We start from the raw sequence: 20,084 nt of genomic DNA on the forward strand, positions 1-20,084 counted from the left end.
GCCCCGTGGGAACGTACGGACTACGGGGGAGCCGGACGAACGAGGACCCGGAGGAACACCGGCCCGCGCGCACCGCGGGACGGGGCGCGGAAGCCGCCGAGCGGGGCGAGGACGAAGGGGAAGCGATGACGACCCACCTGCGCCCGGCCGGCGCCGAGCGGCGCGAGGCGGACGGCGGCCGCACCCGCGCGTTCTCCGTCTGCGTCAACGGCCGCCCGGTCGGCGACGTCGAGCTGGCCACCGACGCCCGCCTCGGCCCCGCCTCCGGCCGCGTCCGCAGCCTGCGGATCCACAAGCCCGAGCGGCACCGCGGCCGCGGCACGGTGGCCGCGCTGGCGGCCGAGGAGGTGCTGCGCGGCTGGGGCTGCCGGGAGGTCGTGCTCAGCCTCGACGCCCGCGCGGCCGTCGGCCTGCGGCTGGCGGCGGCGCTCGGCTACACCGAGACCGGCCGCACCATGGACAAGGAGCCGGGCGAGGCGCCGGAGCCGCCGCCGGGGGCCGTGGTCCGGCCGCTGACGCCGGCCGAGTACCCGGCCTGGCGGACCGCGGAGGCGGAGGAGACCGCGCGGCGCTGGCGGGACCGGGGGATGACGCCGGAGGCGGCGCGGAGCCGGGCGCACGCCGACCACGACGCGCTGCTGCCGGATGGCGCCGCCACCCCCGACGTGGCGCTGCGCGTGCTGGAGCACGGCGGGGCGGCGGTCGGCACGATCTGGATCGCGCTGCGGCCGCTGATCGCGACGGGCGCGTACGTCTACTCCGTGACGGTCGCGCCGGAGCACCGCGGGCGGGGCCACGGCCGGACCCTGATGCTCGTCGCGGAGCGGGAGTGCCGGGCGGCCGGGCTGCGCACCGTGGGGCTGCACGTCTACGCCGGGAACGAGGTGGCGCTGCGGCTGTACGAGTCGCTGGGCTACCGCCCGACCGCGTACCACCTGCGCAAGCCGCTGATCTGAGCTCAGCTGATCCTAGCCGCCCGGCCCGCTCGGCCGCGCGCCGTCAGCCCGCCGCGGCCAGCAGCCGGTCCGCGATCTCCTCGATCCGCTCCCGCAGCCCCTCCTGGCTCTTGCCGCCGTCCAGCCGCTCGCCCCCGATGACGTACGTCGGCGTCCCCGTCACCCCGATCGCCCTGCCCTCGGCCACGTCCGCGTCCACCACCAGGAAGTGCCGCCCGTCCACCAGCGCGGTCTCCACCTCCTCCGCGTCCAGGCCCAGCTCCCGGGCCGCCTCGACCAGCAGCGGCTCGCCCCGCTTGCCGAACTCCTCCGCCCGCGCCAGCACCGCCTCCGCGTACTCCCAGCCCTTCCCCTGCACGCCGGCCTCCTCGGCGGCCTGGGCGCCCGCCATGGCGTGCTGGTGCCGGTCCAGCGGGAAGTGGCGCAGCCGGATGTCGAGCCGGTCCCCGTAGCGCGCGTGCAGCGCGCGCAGGTCGGCGAGCGCCGTACGGCAGTCCGGGCACTGCAGCTCACACCACACGTCGAGGACGGGCGGGCCGTTCACATCGTTCTCCATGAGCGCCAGTCTTCCAGGCCCCGCGGTGTACCGTCGTCTCGGTCCTGCGGACGAGCCGGACCCGGAGATGTCCCCCATGCCGTGCCGCACCATGGCAATCGCGACGCGTTCGGGTGCACGATGGAGGCATGTTCACCACTACGGTCTGCGCCGCGCTCTCCGCGGCGGGGCTCGCGATCGCGTTCCTGAGCGCGTACCGGCGCAAGTTCCGGCGGGCGACGAAGATCGCCGCCCTGTCGCTGGTGCCCATCGGCCTGGCCATGGCGGGGCTGGCCGAACTCGGCCGCGAGGTCGGCGAGGCGACCGGGGACTGGGCGACGGACCTGGCCTTCGACCCCACGGTATGGGGCGGCTTCGGCGTGCTCGCCGTCGCCGTGGTGCTGTGGGTCATCCAGCGCCTCGTCGGCGAGCGGAGCAAGCGCAAGGCGGGCGGCGGCGCGGCGGCCGCCCCGGCGGCGGCGCCCGCGGCGTCCCGGCCCGCGCTCGGCGGCCGGGCGGACGGCGCGGCCGGATCGGCCCCGGCGGCCGGCGGCAGGAAGCAGAAGTCCGGGTCCGGGGACGAGGACTTCTCCGACATCGAGGCGATCCTGAAGAAGCACGGAATCTGACGCTGCGGACCCGCCGAACTACCCTGCGCCGCCGCTGAGTCGATCTTCGGCCGCGGAGCCCGCCCGGGCATGGCTGATCTTTGCGAACGGGCCGGGTTTTCCTGGCGTGTTGCCCACGTGGGTATGCGTGCCTGCGCAATCATCTGCGCGAGATGAACGATCACACGCCCGCACCGCGGCCGCCCGCCCCCGCCGAGCCCCGCGGTTGCCTCTTCGCCCTGTCCCAGCCGCCGTTGATGCTCTTCCTCACCGTCGTCGGCGTGCTGATCTTCGGCACGTCGGTCTACGACCTCATCGGCTGGTGAGCGCCGCCTCGCCGGCCGCCGCCGTCCCCGTACCGGTCCCGTCGCCCGGGACGTGCCCGCTGTCCCTGCTGTCCCCGCTGTCGGCGCTGTCGGCGCTGTCCCCGCTCCCGCCGTTGCCGCTCCCGGCCGCCGCCTCGCGCCGGCGCGCCCGGTACGCCGCCACGTGCAGCCGGTTGCCGCAGGTGCGGCTGGAGCAGTAGCGGCGGGAGCGGTTGCGGGAGTAGTCGACGAAGGCCCGGCCGCAGTCCGGCGCCTCGCACCGGCGCAGCCGCTCCCGCTCCCCGGCGACGACGAGGAACGCCAGCGCCATCCCGCCGTCCGCGGCCAGGTGCTCCGCGACGGAGGCGCCGGGCGCGAAGTAGTGCACGTGCCACTCGTAGCCGTCGTGGTCCGTCAGCTGCGGCGTGGTGCCGGCGGCGGCCACGATCGCGTTGAGCCGCTCCGCCGCCGACCGGTCGTCCGGGGCGGCGAAGACGGCCGAGAGGTCGCTCCGTACGGCCCGCACCGCGGCCACGTCGGAGGGGCAGAGCGCCTCGATGCCGCTGATGTCGTGCTCGTCGACGAAGCCCTGCAGCGCGCCCACGTCCGGCAGGGCGTCCGTCTCCGCGCCCCCGTCGCCGGTGTCGGTGTTCAGCAGCGCCACGACGATGTCGAGCGCGCACCGGGTGTCGTGATTGATCAGCACCGTTCCGCTCCCCTGGTCGGGCCGCGCATTCCCCTGGCCGGTCTGCCGCCGACTCTAGCCAACGCGCGACACCGCCGTCGCCACGGTGGACGACGACGGTGTCCGGTACTGCGCTGGTGCGGTGGTGGTCCGGCCGTCTCCCCGAGGCTGACGGCTACGGACGGTGAGGGATGGCCTCCTGTCGCCTCAGCTCTCCGCGAGGATGTGCGAGAGCTCGGTGTCGAGGTCGAAGTGGCGTGGCTCCGTCCCGGGCGGCACGGCGGCGTCCGTGCGCTTCAGGAAGGACTCCAGAGCCCGCGCCGGGGCTTCGAGCAGAGCCTCGCCCTCGGGCGAGCTGAGGGCGATGCAGACGACGCCCTGGCCGTGGCTCCTGGACGGCCAGACGCGGACGTCTCCGGTGCCGGTCGGGCGGTGGAGCCCTTCGGCGAGCAGGTCGCGGGCGAACACCCATTCGACCGTCTCTTCGGCGCCGGTGTGGAAGGTGGCGTGCACGGCGTAAGGATCCGCGGTGTCGTACCGCAGACCTGCGGGGACAGGCAGGGAAGACTCGCTCGACACAACGAGGCGCAGGTGCAGCTCGCAGCTGACCGTGTGGTTCATAAGCGCCAGGGCCTTTCGCTCAGTGTGCGCTCGGGGATTCGCACGTCGGCGAAGTCGACATGCCACCTACCGGGGCGTTGTAAACCCCTCTGACTGTTTTGTGATGTTTTTCGTAGTTCGTACGGCCTAGTGGGCATTCGCAGAGCAGGGCCGTTCCGGTGAACTCTCCGGCGCGGATAGTTTGGGCTTCATGGATGCGGAGAGTAACGGGGATCGGGCGTGGTGTGACGGAGGCGCGCGGGGAAGGTCGGCCGCCGGGAACACGCGGGTGCTCACTTCGGGTAACCTGGTGTCGCGCGAGGGCGATTAGCTCAGCGGGAGAGCGCTTCGTTCACACCGAAGAAGTCACTGGTTCGATCCCAGTATCGCCCACGAGCCGGCCGGCGGCCCTGTCCGCGGCGGGCGCGGCCCGGCAGACTCGCGGTATGGCCCCGAGCCGCTTCCGCTTCCGCGCCGTGTGGGACCTGCCCGGCGCGCCTCCTTCCGTCGTCTACGGCATCCTCGCCGACCCGGCCGCCTACCCCTCCTGGTGGCCGCAGGTCCGCCGGGTCGTGCCGCTCGACGACCGCAGCGGCACCGCCGTCTTCCGCTCCGTGCTCCCGTACGAACTGCGCGTCACCGCGCGCGCCGTGCGGCAGGACCCCGCGGCCGGGGTGCTCCGGATCGAGATGACCGGCGACCTGACCGGCTGGGCCCGCTGGACCGTCTCCGCCCGTCCCGGCGGCACCCGCGCCGTCTTCGCTCAGCGGGTGGACCTGACCCGGCCCTCGCTGCGGCTGCTCGCGCTGCCCGGGCGGCCCTTCTTCGCCGCCAACCACGCCTGGATGATGCGCTCCGGCAGGCGTGGCCTGCTGGCCCTGCTGCGGCAACGGGTTTGAACACCCGGCCCGCCGCCCTGTATGGTTCTGGCCGCGCCACCACGGCGCTTCCGGGCGATTAGCTCAGGGGGAGAGCGCTTCGTTCACACCGAAGAGGTCACTGGTTCGATCCCAGTATCGCCCACCCGGAGAGGGCCGTTCCGCATCCTGCGGAGCGGCCCTCGGGCGTTCCGGCCGCGCCTCGCCCCGCGCGTCAGGCCGCCGTCGCGAGCCCGCTCGTACGCAACGGCCAGGCCGGGTCGCAGCGTTCGTCCGAGCCGTTCTGCGCGAACCACGCGGTCAGGCCGCGCGCCTGCGCGCCGTGCCAGACCGCCTGGCGCGCGTGCAGCTCCGCCGCGCTGAGGTCGCCCAGCCGCTCCGCGTAGCGCCGGCCGATGGCCCGTACGAGGTGCAGCGCCGCCGTCGCGTCCGCCCCCGCCTCGTGGGCCCCCGCCCGGTCGACGCCGTAGTGCCCGCAGAGCGCCGTCAGGGTGCGGCTGCCCTTGCGGTAGCGGTCGAGGTGCCGGTCGAGCACCAGCGGGTCCAGCACGCACAGCGGGGCGCCGCTCAGGTACTTCGGCAGCGACGAGGCGCGGTGCCGCCGTAACTCGCGGTCCAGCAGCGTCAGATCGAACGGGGCGTTCATCACCACCAGCGGCACGTGGCTCGCGCACTGCGCCGCCAGCGCCCGGCCCACCTCCTCCATCACCGGCGCCGGCCAGCGGCCGAGGCGCTGCAGATGCGGCAGCGTCAGCCCGTGCACCGCCGTGGCCGACTCCGGGATCTCCACGTCGGGGGAGACGAGCCACGACGTCCGGCGGGGCGGCGAGGTGATGTGGGGCTGCACCACGACGGCTGCGGAGAGTATTCGGTCGCGCTCGATGTCCACGCCGGTCGTCTCGGTGTCGAAGGCCGCCAGCGGCCCCTCGTACCAGAGCGTCATCAGCCCCAACTCCCTGGAGTTTTACGGGTGGTGGAGGTCCGGCCACCGACCGGGTGATACCCGCAACACACCGGATTCGAACTCCGGTTGTTTGGCGGAGAGCCGACGCGGTGACAACAGAGAGTGAGGGTCCGCGCAACCTCCGGTCGCCCGCGGAGGTCCGCCCCCGTCACCCGCCCGGCATCGGGTGGAAGGCGGTCGGGCCATGGCCCCCGCGCGGCCCGGGCCGGGCCGCCCGCTTCCCCGGCGGGCCGTGCCCGGCCGGCCGGAGTCGCGGCACCGCCACCGGCACCGGGAGCCCTCCCCTCCCGGTCCGGCTCACCGCAGCCGTCACCCGGCTCGGCCGGTCCGCAGCCACCGGCGCGGGCCGGGTGCGGCTGCGGCACGCCCGGCGCGGACGCCGCCGCGGCGCGGACGCCGCCCGGCGAGGCGTGCGGCGACGGCTGAGCCCGCGCGGTTCCCCGGCCGCCGCCTGATTTCGCCGCGCGGTCCTTCGGCTCGGTACGATTCACGCCGTGCCGCCGTCCGCGCGGCGCCCCGCCCCCTCGCGAAGGAGACCCCGTGTCCGACGTCCGTGTGATCATCAGCCGCGATGCCGCCGAGCGGGAAGAGCGCGTGGTCACGACGGGCACGACGGCCGCCGACCTGTTCCCCGGCGAGCGCACCGTGATCGCCGCCCGCGTCGCCGGCGCGCTGAAGGACCTCGCGTACGAGGTCGCCGACGGCGACGTCGTCGAGCCGGTGGAGATCGGCAGCCCCGACGGCCTCGACATCCTGCGGCACTCCACCGCGCACGTCATGGCCCAGGCCGTCCAGGAGCTCTTCCCCGAGGCCCGGCTCGGCATCGGCCCGCCCGTCAAGGACGGCTTCTACTACGACTTCGACGTCGCCGAGCCCTTCCACCCCGACGACCTCAAGCGCGTCGAGAAGAAGATGCAGGAGATCGTCAAGCGCGGCCAGCGCTTCTCCCGCCGCGTCACCACCGACGCCGACGCCCGCGAGGAGCTGGCCGCCGAGCCGTACAAGCTGGAGCTGATCGGCCTCAAGGGCAGCGCCGCCGACGCCGCCGAGGGCGCGTCCGCGGAGGTCGGCGCCGGCGAGCTGACGATCTACGACAACCTCGACGCCAAGACCGGCGAGCTGTGCTGGAAGGACCTCTGCCGCGGCCCGCACCTGCCCACGACGCGGATGATCCCGGCCTTCAAGCTGATGCGCTCCGCCGCCGCGTACTGGCGCGGCAGCGAGAAGAACCCGCAGCTCCAGCGCATCTACGGCACCGCCTGGCCGTCGAAGGACGAGCTGAAGGCGCACCTGGAGTTCCTGGCCGAGGCCGAGAAGCGGGACCACCGCCGGCTCGGCGCCGAGCTGGACCTCTTCTCCATCCCCGAGGACATCGGCTCGGGCCTCGCCGTCTTCCACCCCAGGGGAGGCGTCGTGCGCCGCGTGATGGAGGACTACGCGCGCCGGCGGCACGAGGAGGCGGGCTACGAGTTCGTCTACACCCCGCACGCGACCAAGGGGAAGCTCTTCGAGAAGTCGGGCCACCTGGACTGGTACGCGGACGGCATGTACCCGCCCATGCAGCTCGATGAGGGCCAGGACTACTACCTGAAGCCCATGAACTGCCCCATGCACAACCTGATCTTCGACGCCCGCGGCCGCTCGTACCGCGAGCTGCCGCTGCGCCTGTTCGAGTTCGGGACCGTCTACCGGTACGAGAAGTCCGGCGTCGTGCACGGCCTGACCCGCGCCCGCGGCTTCACCCAGGACGACGCGCACATCTACTGCACCAGGGAGCAGATGGCCGGCGAGCTGGACTCGCTGCTGACCTTCGTACTGAACCTGCTGCGCGACTACGGCCTGGAGGACTTCTACCTGGAGCTGTCGACCCGCGATCCGCAGAAGTCCGTCGGCTCGGACGAGAGCTGGGAGGAGGCCACCGAGATCCTCCGCCAGGCCGCCGGGAAGCAGGGCCTGGAGCTGGTCATGGACCCGGGCGGGGCGGCGTTCTACGGGCCGAAGATCTCCGTGCAGGCGAAGGACGCCATCGGCAGGACGTGGCAGATGTCGACGATCCAGGTCGACTTCAACCTGCCGCAGAGGTTCGATCTCGAGTACACGGCGGCCGACGGCTCGCGGCAGCGGCCGGTGATGATCCACCGCGCGCTCTTCGGCTCCATCGAGCGGTTCTTCGCGGTGCTGCTGGAGCACTACGCGGGCGCCTTCCCGGCGTGGCTCGCGCCGGTGCAGGTCGTCGGCATCCCGATCGGCGACGACCACGTGCCGTATCTGCGGGAGGTCGCCGCGAAGATGCGGGCCAGGGGCCTCAGGGTCGAGGTGGACTCCTCGTCCGACCGGATGCAGAAGAAGATCCGGAACGCCCAGAAGGCCAAGGTTCCGTACATGCTGATCGCGGGCGACGACGACATGGCCAAGGGCGCCGTCTCCTTCCGCTACCGCAGCGGCGAGCAGAACAACGGCGTGCCGATCGACGACGCGATCGACGAGGTCGCGCGCGCGGTCGCGGAGCGCGCCGGGGCGTGATCCGGCGCGGGCCGGGACGGGGCCCTCGGCCCGGCCCACGCGGTCGTACGCCATATGCTGCTGAGCATGACCAGTGAGCCGGAGCAGCAGCTCGGGGTCGGCACCCCGGATCAGTTCCAGCGGCTGTGGACGCCGCACCGCATGGCGTACATCCAGGGGGAGAACAAGCCCACCGGCACCGCCGCCGGCGACGGGTGCCCGTTCTGCGCGATCCCGGAGAAGTCCGACGAGGACGGGCTGATCCTGGCCCGCGGCTCGCAGGTCTACGCGGTCCTGAACCTGTACCCCTACAACGGCGGGCACCTCATGATCGTCCCGTTCCGGCACGTCGCCGACTACACCGAGCTGACCGATGCCGAGACCGACGAGCTGGCGGACTTCACCAAGCGCGCGATGACCGCCCTGCGCACCGCGTCCGGCGCGCAGGGCTTCAACCTCGGCATGAACCAGGGCCCGGTCGCCGGCGCCGGCATCGCCGCGCACCTGCACCAGCACGTGGTGCCGCGGTGGGGCGGGGACACGAACTTCATGCCCGTCGTCGGCCACACCAAGGTGCTCCCGCAGCTGCTCGCGGACACCCGCGCGATGCTCGCCGACGCCTGGCCCCGCGACTGACCCCGCCCGGCCCTACGCGGCCCCCGCCGCGCCCGTTGCCTTCGCCAGCGCCTGCTCCAGGTCCGCCCACAGGTCCTCCGGGTGCTCGATGCCCACCGCGACCCGCACCGTCCCCTCGCCGATGTCCATCGCCGCCAGCGCCGCGGCGTCCAGCTGCCGGTGCGAGGTGCTCGCCGGGTGCATGACGAGGGTCTTCACGTCGCCGAGCGACGGGCTCAGCAGCGCCAGCCGCAGCGACTCCACGAACCGGCGCCCCGCGTCCCGGCCGCCGGCCAGGTCGAACGCCAGCACCCCGCCGCCCGCGGCGAGCAGCCGGGAGGCCGTCGCCCGGTCCGGGTGGTCCGGCAGCCCGGGGTGGCGCACCCGGGCGACGGCCGGGTGCGTAGCCAGCCGCTCGGCCAGCGTCAGCGCCGTCGCGGACTGCCGCTCGACGCGCAGCGCCAGCGTCGCCATGCCGCGCAGCGTCAGCCACGCCGCGAACGGGTCCGCCGCCGCGCCCTGCTCCACGGCGTGCCCCCAGACCCGGCGGTGCAGCTCCGCGTCCCGGAAGACGGCCACGCCGCCGAGGATGTCGGCGTGGCCGCCGAGGTACTTGGTGGCGGAGTGGACGACGACGGCGGCGCCGTGGTCGAGGGGCCGGCACAGCAGCGGGGTGGCGAAGGTGTTGTCGACGACGCCGGGGACGCCGGCCTCCGCGGCGGCGGCGAGGAGCGCGGGCAGGTCGGTGACGGCGGTGGTGGGGTTGGCGATGGTCTCCAGGTACAGGAGCCGGGTGCGCGGGGTGAGCGCGGCCCGTACCTCGTCGGCGTCCCGGCCGGAGACGTACGTGACCGACACGCCCCAGCGCTCCGCGAGGTCGGCGAGCGTGGCGTACGTGCCGCCGTAGAGGGAGCGCTGCGCGACGACGTGGTCGCCGGCGGAGAGCAGGGTGCCGAGGACGGCGTTGATGGCGCCCATGCCGGAGGCGAAGGCCAGCCCGCCGGCACCGCCTTCGAGGCCGCTGACGGCGTCCTCCAGGGCGCGGACGGTCGGGTTGCCGAAGCGGCTGTAGAGGTAGGCGCCGTCCGGGTCGTGGAAGGCGGCGGCGAGCGCGTCGGCCGAGTCGAAGGTGAAGACGTGGCCCTGGTGGATCGGTACGGTCACCGGGCGGCTGCCCTCGGGCTCGGGCACGGGCGGGTGGGCGGTACGGGTCGAGGGGTGCAGGTCGTCGCTCATGCCGGAAGTCTCCGTGGCGAATGGGTTGCCGGAACAGGGCCAATTCCGGGAGATTGGTCCGCCATGGACACCGACGACGTGCGGGCCTCCGACCTGGTGGCCGCCCTCGGCCGCTGGTCGGCCGGGCGCGGCCCGCTGTACGCGCTGCTCGCCGCCCGGCTGCGGCGGCTGGTCGACGAGGGCCGGCTGCGCCCCGGCGCGGCGCTGCCGCCGGAGCGGGCGCTCGCGGCGGCGCTGGCGGTGGGGCGGACGACGGTGGTGGCGGCGTACGGCGTGCTGCGGCAGGAGGGCCGGGTCGTGCGGCGGCAGGGGAGCGGCACGCGCGTCGCGGAGGCGGCGCTCGTGCCGGGGCGCGCGGCGGAGACCGCGAACCCGCTCTTCCTGCACCTGCTGGAGCCGTCCGACGGCGTGATCCCGCTCAGCTGCGCCGCCCCGGACGCCCCGCCGCCGGAGCTGGCCGAGGCGTACCGCGACCTCGACCTGCCCGCCTCCGGCCTCGGCTACCACCCCGCCGGGCTGCCCGCCCTGCGCGCCGCCGTCGCCGCCCGCTACGCGGCGCGGGGCATCCCCACCGACCCCGCGCAGATCCTCGTCACCACCGGCGGCCAGCAGGCGCTGGCGCTGCTGACCCGGCTGTTCGTCGGCCCCGGCGACCCGGTGCTGGTGGAGGCGCCGGCGTACCCGGGGGCGCTCGACCTGTTCCGGGAGGCGGCCGCGGTGCTGCGGCCGGTGCCCGTGGGCGCGGCCGGGATCGACGTGGACGCGGCGGTGCGGACGCTGGCGGAGCACCGCCCGGCGCTGGCGTACGTCGGCTCCGTGCACCAGAACCCCACCGCCGCCGTGCTGCCGCCGCTGCGCGGCCGGCGGCTGGTGGCGGCGGCCGGGCGCTTCGGGGTGCCGCTGGTGGACGACGAGGTGGTCGCGGACCTGGCGTTCGACGACGCGCCGCCGCCGGTGCTGGCGGGCTGCGCGGCGAGCGGCGCCGAGGTGATCAGCGTCGGCTCGCTCAGCAAGGTGGTGTGGGGCGGGCTGCGCATCGGCTGGGTGCGCGCGCCCGCGGGCCTGGTCGCCCGGCTCGCCCGGCTCAAGGCCGTGCACGACCTGGGCACGGACGTGCCGGCCCAGCTCGTCGCCGTCTCGCTGCTGGCGTCGTACGAGCCGCTGCTCGCCCGCCGCCGCGCCGGGCTGCGCCGCGGCCACGACCACCTGCGCGCCGAGCTGGCCCGGCTGCTGCCCGCGTGGGACTGCCCGCCGGTGCGCGGCGGGCAGACGGTGTGGCTGCGGCTGCCGTACGGGGACGGGGTGACCTTCGCGCAGGTGGCGCTCCGGCACGGGGTCGCGGTGCTGCCCGGCGCCTGCGTGGACGCCGCCGGGGGCAGCGGCCCGTACCTGCGGCTGCACTTCTGCTCCCCGCCGGCGGTGCTCACCGAGGCGGTCGGGCGGCTGGCGGCGGCCTGGGCGGCGTACGACGGGGGCTCCCGCCCGGCGGCGCCCGCCGCCCTCGGCGGCGTGACGGTCTGACCCGGGGGCCGCGCCGTCAGGCGTCGTACACGTCCGCCCGGCGGGGCTCGGCGCTCTGCACCATGCCGCTGAGGGCCAGCGACCGGGAGCCGAAGTCGGTGGTGTCGACGTCGTTCTCCTCCAGCACCCGCAGCGCGGCCGCGTGCACCACCCGCAGCACCGGGGTCGCCGCGCGCAGCGCGTCGTCGGCCATGAAGCGGTGCCGCCAGGGCTTGTCGGCCCACACGTGCCGCAGCCCGAAGGGCTCGGGGAGCTTCAGCTTGCCGCCGAGGTAGTCGAGGAGCGGCGGGTACCAGGTGAACGGCGCCCGCGCGGCCAGCCGCACCACCTCGCGGGTACGGACCAGGGGGAGCGGCTTCTCCTTGGTCTCCCAGAACTTCACGCCGCTCACGGTCTTGGTCTCGCGGCCGGGCTTGCTGGTGAACAGCGGGTGCACCGGGCCGAGCGCGTGGCCCGTGACCTCGATGCGCAGCGTCTCGTGGAGCACGGTCACCGAGACCAGCAGCGTGATGATCAGCTGGCCGTCCCAGAGCGTGAACTGCACGCCCAGGTAGTGCCGGTTGCCCGCGCCGAACTGCTGCTCGTTGCAGATCCGCTGGACCTCGAAGTCCCGTACGGAGTAGCCGTCGACGACGGTGCCGCCGGGCCGGGCGACCTCGCCGGCGCCCTCGCCGATCGGCGCGACGATCCAGTGCTTTATCGCGGGCGGCGGGAAGCCGCCGGTGTGCAGCGGGGTGCGCTCCAGCATCCGCAGCTGGTCGTGCACCGCCTTGACCACGTCCCAGCTGCGGAACGGGTGGATCTCGGCGCCGGACCGCTTCGGCTTGAGGTCCTCCGCCAGCTGCCAGGAGCCCCAGCGGGTGCCCATGCCGAGTATCCCCTTGGGGCCGGCGTAGAAGACGACGTTACTGTGCTGCTCCGCCGACAGCTTCGCGAGCCCCAGCCGCAGCCGCTCCGCGCTGGCCTCGCCGGGGTTGCTCGGGACCGCCTCGGGGATCTTGGCGCCGAGGCCGCCGCCGGCCAGCAGCGCGCTCCAGTGCTCGCGCAGCCCCTTGGCGTACTTCTCGCAGATGCGGCTGGCCCAGAACCAGCCGACGACGGGCGCGACCAGCAGGCCGCGCAGGTAGACGCTGAGCAGGCCGTCGACGGGGAGCGTGAGGAACAGGTAGATCGCGGCGAGGCCGAGGATGCCCAGCAGGACGTACCCCACCGCGCCGACGCGCTTGTCGGCCGCGCCGGCGAGGGTGCGGCGGAGCTGGAAGACGCCGAGCCAGAACAGCACCCCGGGCAGGAACAGCAGCCCGAAGACGGCCATCACGATGGTCAGCCGGGAGTCGCGCTCCTTGCGGTAGCGGTTGGCCGCCAGGCAGTGCTCCAGCACCGCCTGCGGCTCCATGCCGAACGACTGGATCAGCGGCTTGCGGCCGTCGGCGAGCATCCGCACCGTGACCGCGCGCGCGAACGCCTCGCCCAGGTTCGGCTCGAAGAGCGAGAGCCTGCCCTTCTTGAAGTCCGACTTGCTCCAGTCGTTGTTGGCGTCGAGCAGCTTGGCGACCGGGTTGTCCCGGTACGCGACGGAGGCCAGCGCGTGCGTGGCGGCCGTCTGGCCCTGGGCGCCGGAGAGCGGCACCTGCGCGCGCGGGGCGAAGTCGAAGTCCAGTCCCTCTGAACCAGCCACTGCCGCCCCCAACGCCGCGCGTCCGCCCCGGTGATGGGGCCGGGCCCGCGGGCAGCGGGCCCGACCACCAATGTGCCCCAGCCTAGCCGCGGTCAACCGTCGCCGGACTGCCGATCGCGGATCTTGGCGGCCAACTGCTGCGGCATCGGCTCGTGCCGGGCGTACGACCGGTCGAACCGGCCGGTGCCGTGCGACAGGGAGCGCAGGTCCACGGCGTACCTGCCGATCTCGAACTCCGGCACCTCGGCGCGCACCAGCGTCCGCCCGCCGCCCGACTGCTCGGTGCCGACCACCCGGCCGCGCCGCCCGGACAGGTCGCTCATCACCGGGCCCACGTACTCGTCGGCGACCAGCACGCCGATCTCGGCGACCGGCTCAAGCAGGTGGATCTGCACCTGCGCGGCGGCCTCCCGCAGCGCCAGCGCGCCCGCCGTCTGGAACGCGGCGTCGGAGGAGTCCACCGAGTGCGCCTTGCCGTCGACGAGCGTGATCCGCACGTCGACCAGCGGATAGCCGGTGGCCACGCCCTTCACCGCCTGGCCGCGTACGCCCTTCTCCACCGAGGGGATGAACTGCCGCGGCACCGCGCCGCCGACCACCTTGTCCACGAACTCGATGCCCGAGCCCTCCGGCAGCGGCTCGACCTCGATGTCGCAGATGGCGTACTGCCCGTGGCCGCCGGACTGCTTCACGTGCCGCCCGCGCGCCGCCGACCGGCCCGAGAACGTCTCCCGCAGCGACACCTTGTGGTCGACGGCGTCGACCTGCACGCCGTACCGGGTGCGCAGCCGCTCCAGCGCCACGTCGCGGTGCGCCTCGCCCAGGCACCACAGCACCAGCTGCCGGGTGGACGCGTTCTGCTCCAGCCGCATCGTCGGGTCCTCGGCGCACAGCCGCGCCAGCCCCTGCGACAGCTTGTCCTCGTCCTGTTTGGTGTGCGCCTCGATGGCCACCGGCAGCAGCGGGTCGGGCATCGCCCACGGCGCCATCAGCAGCGGCTCCTCCTTGGCCGAGACGGTGTCGCCGGTCTCCGCGCCGGTCAGCTTGCCGACGCAGGCGATGTCGCCGGCGATCGCCGCGTCCAGCGGGCGCTGGAGCTTGCCGAACGGGGCGGTGAGCGAGCCGATCCGCTCGTCGGTGTCGTGGTCCTCGTGCCCGCGGTCCGCCATGCCGTGCCCCGAGACGTGCACCGTCTGGTCGGGGCGCAGGGTGCCGGAGAAGACGCGCAGCAGCGACAGCCTGCCGATGTACGGGTCCGAGGAGGTCCTGACCACCTCGGCGGCCAGCGGCCCGGCCGGGTCGCAGGCCAGCGGGGGCCGGGCCGCGCCGCGCACGGTGGCGACGTCGGGGATCTCCCGCTCCAGCGGGGTGGGGAAGCCGCCGGTGATCAGCTCCAGCAGCTCCACCGTGCCCAGCCCCTGCGTGCCGCCCTCGGCGGCGGGCGCGGCGGCGAGCACCGGGTGGAACACCCCGCGCGCGACGGCCTTCTCCAGGTCCGCGACGAGCGTCTTGACCTCGACGTCCTCGCCGCCGAGGTAGCGGTCCATGAGGGACTCGTCCTCGCTCTCGGAGATGATGCCCTCGATGAGCCGGTTGCGCGCCTCCTCGATCAGCGGCAGCTCCTCCGCCGTGGGCGCGCGCTCCGCGCGGGCGCCGCCGGAGTAGTCGAAGACGCGCTGGGTGAGCAGCCCGATCAGCCCGCGTACGGGCACGTGGCCGTCGCCGCCCGCCGCGCCGAGCAGCGGGAGGTACAGCGGCAGCACGGCGTCGGGGTCGTCGCCGCCGAAGGCCTCCCGGCAGGTCTCGGTCATCTGGTCGAAGTCGGATCTCGCCGCGTCGAGGTGCGTGACGACGATCGCGCGCGGCATGCCGACCGCGGCGCACTCCTCCCACAGCATCCGGGTCGCGCCGTCCACGCCGTCCGCGGCCGAGACGACGAAAAGGGCCGCGTCCGCTGCCCGCAGACCGGCCCGCAGCTCCCCGACGAAATCGGCGTAGCCGGGGGTGTCCAGGAGATTGATCTTGATGCTGTCCCACTCGACGGGGACCAGCGAGAGCTGTACCGAGCGCTGCTGGCGGTGCTCGATCTCGTCGTAGTCGGATACGCAGCCGCCGTCCTCGACCCGGCCGGCCCGGGAGAGCGCCTTCGTGGTCAGCGCCAGCGCCTCCACCAGCGTCGTCTTACCGGATCCGCTATGGCCGACCAGCGCCACGTTCCGAATGTCGGAGGGCCGGGCGGCCGCCGCTGCCCTGCCGGCGGCTCCGGGGTGTGCGTTTGCCTTGTCACCCATGTGTCTCGCCTCCGTTGACACGTGCGGTGCATTCGAGCTTTGCACCGTGGCCAGACCCCGTCCATAGCACGGACGGCCCCGGACGCCCGTACGGGTTCCGCGGCGGCCCGGGTACGGCCCCGGCCCGGCCCGGCGCCCGGCCCGCGCGGCCCCTCCCGGGCGCTGGCTACGATGGCTGCGCTACGTTGAGCGACTTCCACCGACGGGCCCCCGGCGTGCCGCGGGGCCCGGCGACCGGCAAACCCTGGGACGACCATGCTGAACAAGTACGCGCGTGCGATCTTCACGCGTGTCTTCGCACCGATCGCCGCGATGCTGCTGCGCCGCGGCGTCAGCCCCGACACCGTCACCCTGGTGGGCACCCTCGGGGTGATGGCGGGGGCCTTGGTCTTCTTCCCGCTCGGGGAGTTCTTCTGGGGCGCTGCGGTCATCACCCTGTTCGTCTTCTCCGACCTGATCGACGGCACCATGGCCCGGCAGTCCGGCCGCGCCAGCCGCTGGGGCGCCTTCCTGGACTCCACGCTCGACCGGGCGGCGGACTCCGCCGTCTTCGGCGGCATCGCGCTCTGGTACGCGGGCGACGGCGACGACCTCATGATGTGCGCGGTGGCGATCTTCTGCCTGGCCGGCGGCCAGGTCGTGTCGTACACGAAGGCGCGCGGCGAGAGCATCGGGCTGCCGGTGAAGGTCAACGGCCTGATGGAGCGGGCCGACCGGCTGGTCATCACCCTGGTGCTCGCCGGCTTCGCGGGCATGGAGACCGCCTTCGGCATCCCGCATATCGACATCCTGCTGCCGATCGCGCTCTGGGTGGTCGCCGCCGGCAGCGCCGTCACCCTCCTGCAGCGGATGGTCACCGTGCGCCGGGAGGCCGCCGAGAAGGACGCCGCCGACCCGCTGCCGCCGCCCGCGCCGCGCGGCGGCCCGCCGCAGCCGCCCTCGGCAGACTCAGGCGCGGCGGCGGACCAGGAGCGCGCGTGAGGGAGCGCCTGACCGACGGGATGTACGGCCTGGGCTGGGCCGCCGTGAAACGGCTGCCCGAGCCCGCCGCCGCCGCCCTCGGCAGGCGCATCGCCGACACCGCCTGGCGCCGCGACGGCAAGGGCGTACGGCGGCTGAGGTCGAATCTCGCGCGCGTGGTCCCGGACGCCGGGCCCGAGCGGCTGGCCGAGCTGAGCCGGGCCGGCATGCGCTCGTACATGCGCTACTGGATGGAGTCCTTCCGGCTGCCCGCGTGGCGGAAGGAGCGCATCCGGGAGGGCTTCGACCCCAAGGACGTCCACCGGCTCCAGGACGGCATCGCCGGCGACACCGGCGTCATCCTCGCGCTGCCGCACATGGGCAACTGGGACCTGGCCGGCGCCTGGGTCACCACCAAGCTGGGCGTGCCCTTCACCACCGTGCAGGAGCGGCTGAAGCCGGAGTCGCTGTACGACCGCTTCGTCGCCTACCGGGAGAGCCTGGGCATGGAGGTGCTGGCGCACGGCGGCGCGAACGCCTTCGGCACCCTCGCCCGGCGGCTGCGCGACGGCGGGCTGGTCTGCCTGGTCGCCGACCGCGACCTGTCCGCCGCCGGCGTCGAGGTGGACTTCTTCGGCTCCACCGCCCGCATGCCCGCCGGCCCCGCGCTGCTCGCCCAGCAGACCGGCGCGCTGCTGCTGCCCGTCACGCTCTGGTACGACGACTCGCCCGTGCTGCGGGGCCGGGTGCACCCGCCGGTGGCGGTGCCCGACACCGGCACCCGCGCCGAGAAGACCGCCGCCATGACGCAGGCCATGGCCGACGACTTCGCCGCCGGCATCGCCGACCACCCGGAGGACTGGCACATGCTCCAGCGCTTCTGGCTGGACGACCTCGGCGGCGGGGCGCCGCGGTGAGGATCGGGATCGTCTGCCCGTACTCCTGGGAGGCGCCCGGCGGGGTGCAGTTCCACGTCCGCGACCTGGCGGAACACCTGATCGCCGCCGGTCACGAGGTCTCCGTCCTCGCCCCCGCGGACGACGACACGCCGCTGCCCGGCTACGTCGTCTGGGCCGGCCGGGCCGTCCCCGTGCCGTACAACGGGTCCGTGGCGCGCATCAACTTCGGCTTCCTGTCCGCCGCCCGGGTGCGCCGCTGGGTGCGCGACGGCGACTTCGACGTGCTGCACATCCACGAGCCGGCCGCGCCGTCGCTCGCCCTGCTGGCCTGCTGGGCGGCGAAGGGGCCGATCGTGGCCACGTTCCACATGTCCAACCCGCGCTCGCGCGGCATGATCGCCGCGTACCCGATCCTCCAGTCGGCGCTGGAGAAGATCAGCGCCCGGATCGCGGTCAGCGAGTACGCGCGCCGCACGCTCGTGGAGCACCTGGGCGGGGACGCCGTCGTCATCCCCAACGGCGTCGACGTGTCCTTCTTCGCCGGGGCCGAGCCGAAGGCCGGGTGGCAGGGCCGGACGATCGGCTTCATCGGCCGTATCGACGAGCCGCGCAAGGGGCTGCCGGTGCTGATGGAGGCGTTCCCGCGGATCCTCGAACGGGTACCGGACGCCCGGCTGCTGGTCGCCGGGCGCGGGGACCGGGCGGAGGTGGCCGCGCACCTGCCGCCGCGGGTGCGCGAGCGGGTGGAGTTCCTGGGGATGGTCGGCGACGAGGACAAGGCGCGGCTGCTGCGCAGCGTCGACCTCTACGTGGCGCCGAACACCGGCGGCGAGTCGTTCGGCATCATCCTCGTCGAGGCGATGTCGGCGGGGGCGCCGGTGCTCGCCGCCGACCTCGACGCGTTCGTGCAGGTGCTGGACGGCGGCACGGCCGGGGAGGTCTTCGCGCGCGGGGACGCCGGGGACCTGGCCGAGCGGGCGGCGCGGCTGCTGCTGGACGACGGCCGCCGGGCCGGGCTGCGGGAGCGCGGCAGCCGGCACGTACAGCGCTTCGACTGGTCGACGGTCGGCGCGGACGTCCTCGCGGTGTACGAGACGGTCACCCAGGGCGCCGCGTCCGTCGCCGAGGACGAGCGCGCCGGCCGCTGGGCCCGCTTCGGCCCCGCCCGCGACCGGGAGGCGTGACCCGTGACGACCCCGCTGACGCTCCTGCTCGTCGCGGTCGCGCTCTGCCTGGTCGGCGTCTACCTGAGCTGGACCGCCGGGCGGCTCGACCGGCTGCACACCCGCATCGACGCCGCCAAGGCGGCCCTCGACGCCCAGCTGCTCCGGCGCGCCTCGGTGGCGCAGGAGCTGGCCACCAGCGGCCTGCTCGACCCGGCCGCCTCGATCGTGCTGTACGAGGCGGCGCACGCCGCCCGGCAGGCGGAGGAGGACCAGCGCGAGGTCGCCGAGAGCGAGCTGAGCCAGGCGCTGCGGGCGGTGTTCGAGGCCCCGGAGCAGGTGGAGGCGGTGCGCGGGGCGCCGGGCGGGGACGAGGCCGTACACGAGCTGGCGGAGGCGGCGCGGCGGGTGCCGATGGCGCGGCGCTTCCACAACGACGCGGTACGGGCGGCGCGGGCGCTGCGGCGGCACCGCAAGGTGCGCTGGTTCCGGCTGGCCGGGCACGCGCCGTTCCCGCTGGCGGTGGAGATGGACGACGAGCCGCCGCCGGCGCTGACGGACCGCGCCCCGGCGGGCTGAGCCGCACGCCCGGTCCGCCGGGCCGCCCGGCGCGACGGCCACAGCCTTGCGATTGGCTCTTTCCCCACGCCTCCCGCCTGGGGTTTCCTTGACCGTGGCGCGCGCTCGGGGCCGTAGCCCGAACGTGTTTACGATAGAGATATCGCTCCGTACCCTTCACCCCTGCGAGGTTCCACCGTGTCCAGCACGCCCAGCTCCGCCCCCCAGCCGTCGGCTCCCGAGACCGGCACCGCCCGCGTCAAGCGCGGCATGGCCGAGCAGCTCAAGGGCGGCGTGATCATGGACGTCGTCACGCCCGAGCAGGCGAAGATCGCCGAGGACGCGGGCGCCGTCGCGGTGATGGCCCTGGAGCGGGTCCCGGCCGACATCCGCAAGGACGGCGGCGTGGCGCGCATGTCGGACCCCGACATGATCGAGGGCATCATCGAGGCCGTCTCCATCCCCGTGATGGCCAAGTCCCGCATCGGCCACTTCGTCGAGGCCCAGATCCTCCAGGCGCTCGGCGTCGACTACGTCGACGAGTCCGAGGTGCTCACCCCCGCCGACGAGGTCAACCACTCCGACAAGTGGGCCTTCACCACCCCCTTCGTCTGCGGCGCCACCAACCTGGGCGAGGCCCTGCGCCGCATCGCCGAGGGCGCCGCCATGATCCGCTCCAAGGGCGAGGCCGGCACCGGGAACGTCGTCGAGGCCGTCCGCCACCTGCGCCAGATCAAGAACGAGATCGGCGCCCTGCGCGGCCTGGACAACCACGAGCTGTACGCCGCGGCCAAGGAGCTGCGCGCCCCGTACGAGCTGGTCGCCGAGGTGGCGCGGCTCGGCAGGCTGCCCGTCGTGCTGTTCTCCGCCGGCGGCGTCGCCACCCCCGCCGACGCCGCGCTGATGCGCCAGCTCGGCGCCGAGGGCGTCTTCGTCGGCTCCGGCATCTTCAAGTCCGGCGACCCGGCCAGGCGCGCCTCCGCCATCGTCAAGGCCACCACCTTCTACGACGACCCGAAGGTCGTCGCGGACGCCTCCCGCAACCTCGGCGAGGCCATGGTCGGCATCAACCTCGACACCCTGGACGACTCCGAGCGCTACGCCGGCCGGGGCTGGTGAGGACGGACCCC

Annotated in this window: 18 protein-coding genes, 2 tRNA genes and 1 pseudogene; 14 read left to right on the forward strand and 7 right to left on the reverse strand. The window is 74.4% G+C overall.

Translation table 11 applies throughout. From position 1 onward, the window contains the following. Nucleotides 1–125: 125 nt before the first annotated feature. Nucleotides 126–956: a GNAT family N-acetyltransferase gene (locus ACHZ99_RS28205; protein WP_420307605.1), complete on the forward strand. Its 831-nt coding sequence runs from the start codon at nucleotides 126–128 to the stop codon at nucleotides 954–956. Nucleotides 957–999: 43 nt separating this feature from the next. Here ACHZ99_RS28205 and ACHZ99_RS28210 read toward each other — a convergent pair whose 3' ends face one another. Continuing rightward, a complete protein-coding gene (locus ACHZ99_RS28210; protein WP_420307606.1) occupies nucleotides 1,000–1,512 on the reverse strand; it encodes a DsbA family protein in 513 nt (170 codons plus the stop codon). A gap of 128 nt (nucleotides 1,513–1,640) precedes the next feature. Between ACHZ99_RS28210 and ACHZ99_RS28215 the strand changes: the two genes are divergently transcribed. Then, on the forward strand, nucleotides 1,641–2,120 hold the full coding sequence (locus ACHZ99_RS28215; protein ID WP_420307607.1) for a hypothetical protein: 480 nt from the start codon (nucleotides 1,641–1,643) through the stop codon (nucleotides 2,118–2,120). A gap of 152 nt (nucleotides 2,121–2,272) precedes the next feature. Next, on the forward strand, nucleotides 2,273–2,425 hold the full coding sequence (locus ACHZ99_RS28220) for a hypothetical protein (RefSeq protein WP_199850565.1): 153 nt from the start codon (nucleotides 2,273–2,275) through the stop codon (nucleotides 2,423–2,425). A 127-nt stretch (nucleotides 2,426–2,552) separates the two neighbouring features. Here the strand turns inward: ACHZ99_RS28220 and ACHZ99_RS28225 are convergent. Together ACHZ99_RS28225 and ACHZ99_RS28230 are read right to left on the reverse strand one after the other, a co-directional pair. Continuing rightward, nucleotides 2,553–3,110 (reverse strand): annotated as a pseudogene (locus ACHZ99_RS28225) (CGNR zinc finger domain-containing protein); the annotation flags it as partial. 186 nt (nucleotides 3,111–3,296) lie between these two features. Beyond that, the gene (locus ACHZ99_RS28230) at nucleotides 3,297–3,710 is read right to left on the reverse strand and encodes an SsgA family sporulation/cell division regulator (RefSeq protein WP_018836768.1); all 414 of its coding nucleotides are present in this window, start codon (nucleotides 3,708–3,710) and stop codon (nucleotides 3,297–3,299) included. A 300-nt stretch (nucleotides 3,711–4,010) separates the two neighbouring features. On the opposite strand from ACHZ99_RS28230, the gene ACHZ99_RS28235 reads away from it, so the two are divergent. From ACHZ99_RS28235 to ACHZ99_RS28245, 3 genes are all read left to right on the forward strand, one after another. Further along, a tRNA-Val gene (locus ACHZ99_RS28235) sits at nucleotides 4,011–4,082 on the forward strand. A 53-nt stretch (nucleotides 4,083–4,135) separates the two neighbouring features. Beyond that, nucleotides 4,136–4,588, forward strand: coding sequence for an SRPBCC family protein (locus ACHZ99_RS28240; RefSeq protein WP_420307608.1), 453 nt, complete (start codon nucleotides 4,136–4,138; stop codon nucleotides 4,586–4,588). 52 nt (nucleotides 4,589–4,640) lie between these two features. Next, nucleotides 4,641–4,712 (forward strand) — tRNA-Val (locus ACHZ99_RS28245). Nucleotides 4,713–4,781: 69 nt separating this feature from the next. On the opposite strand, the gene ACHZ99_RS28250 is transcribed toward ACHZ99_RS28245, so the two are convergent. After that, nucleotides 4,782–5,510 carry a 3'-5' exonuclease gene (locus tag ACHZ99_RS28250; RefSeq protein WP_420307609.1) on the reverse strand — a complete coding sequence of 243 codons (729 nt, stop codon included), beginning with the start codon at nucleotides 5,508–5,510 and terminating at the stop codon, nucleotides 4,782–4,784. Between the two features lie 561 nt (nucleotides 5,511–6,071). Between ACHZ99_RS28250 and thrS the strand changes: the two genes are divergently transcribed. After that, the gene (thrS, locus tag ACHZ99_RS28255) at nucleotides 6,072–8,054 is read left to right on the forward strand and encodes a threonine--tRNA ligase (protein WP_420307610.1); all 1,983 of its coding nucleotides are present in this window, start codon (nucleotides 6,072–6,074) and stop codon (nucleotides 8,052–8,054) included. 54 nt (nucleotides 8,055–8,108) lie between these two features. Beyond that, nucleotides 8,109–8,669, forward strand: coding sequence for an HIT family protein (locus ACHZ99_RS28260; RefSeq protein ID WP_420307611.1), 561 nt, complete (start codon nucleotides 8,109–8,111; stop codon nucleotides 8,667–8,669). 12 nt (nucleotides 8,670–8,681) lie between these two features. Here ACHZ99_RS28260 and ACHZ99_RS28265 read toward each other — a convergent pair whose 3' ends face one another. Then, nucleotides 8,682–9,884 carry a trans-sulfuration enzyme family protein gene (locus ACHZ99_RS28265; RefSeq protein ID WP_420307612.1) on the reverse strand — a complete coding sequence of 401 codons (1,203 nt, stop codon included), beginning with the start codon at nucleotides 9,882–9,884 and terminating at the stop codon, nucleotides 8,682–8,684. A gap of 63 nt (nucleotides 9,885–9,947) precedes the next feature. Between ACHZ99_RS28265 and ACHZ99_RS28270 the strand changes: the two genes are divergently transcribed. After that, on the forward strand, nucleotides 9,948–11,405 hold the full coding sequence (locus ACHZ99_RS28270) for a PLP-dependent aminotransferase family protein (protein ID WP_420307613.1): 1,458 nt from the start codon (nucleotides 9,948–9,950) through the stop codon (nucleotides 11,403–11,405). Between the two features lie 16 nt (nucleotides 11,406–11,421). On the opposite strand, the gene ACHZ99_RS28275 is transcribed toward ACHZ99_RS28270, so the two are convergent. Further along, a complete protein-coding gene (locus ACHZ99_RS28275) occupies nucleotides 11,422–13,035 on the reverse strand; it encodes a hypothetical protein (RefSeq protein ID WP_420307776.1) in 1,614 nt (537 codons plus the stop codon). A 140-nt stretch (nucleotides 13,036–13,175) separates the two neighbouring features. Then, a complete protein-coding gene (locus ACHZ99_RS28280) occupies nucleotides 13,176–15,374 on the reverse strand; it encodes an elongation factor G-like protein EF-G2 (protein ID WP_420307614.1) in 2,199 nt (732 codons plus the stop codon). Between the two features lie 255 nt (nucleotides 15,375–15,629). On the opposite strand from ACHZ99_RS28280, the gene pgsA reads away from it, so the two are divergent. The 5 genes from pgsA to pdxS all read left to right on the forward strand — a co-directional run bounded on the left by pgsA (nucleotide 15,630) and on the right by pdxS (nucleotide 20,073). After that, complete coding sequence (gene pgsA, locus ACHZ99_RS28285; RefSeq protein WP_420307616.1) at nucleotides 15,630–16,355, forward strand: phosphatidylinositol phosphate synthase; 726 nt, start codon at nucleotides 15,630–15,632, stop codon at nucleotides 16,353–16,355. Between the two features lie 20 nt (nucleotides 16,356–16,375). Continuing rightward, entirely contained in the window at nucleotides 16,376–17,251 is an 876-nt protein-coding gene (locus tag ACHZ99_RS28290; protein WP_420307777.1) for a phosphatidylinositol mannoside acyltransferase, read from the forward strand. Further along, nucleotides 17,248–18,417 carry a glycosyltransferase family 4 protein gene (locus tag ACHZ99_RS28295; protein WP_420307617.1) on the forward strand — a complete coding sequence of 390 codons (1,170 nt, stop codon included), beginning with the start codon at nucleotides 17,248–17,250 and terminating at the stop codon, nucleotides 18,415–18,417. The genes ACHZ99_RS28290 and ACHZ99_RS28295 overlap by 4 nt, the downstream gene beginning before the upstream one ends. A gap of 3 nt (nucleotides 18,418–18,420) precedes the next feature. After that, nucleotides 18,421–18,975 (forward strand): hypothetical protein, encoded by a 555-nt coding sequence (locus ACHZ99_RS28300; protein ID WP_420307618.1) that lies wholly within the window; start codon nucleotides 18,421–18,423, stop codon nucleotides 18,973–18,975. 177 nt (nucleotides 18,976–19,152) lie between these two features. Then, nucleotides 19,153–20,073, forward strand: coding sequence for a pyridoxal 5'-phosphate synthase lyase subunit PdxS (gene pdxS, locus ACHZ99_RS28305; protein WP_420307619.1), 921 nt, complete (start codon nucleotides 19,153–19,155; stop codon nucleotides 20,071–20,073). Nucleotides 20,074–20,084: the final 11 nt, after the last annotated feature.

Source organism: Streptomyces sp. MAR4 CNX-425, from assembly GCF_048656465.1.
In the GTDB taxonomy this organism is placed as follows: Bacteria; Actinomycetota; Actinomycetes; order Streptomycetales; family Streptomycetaceae; genus Streptomyces.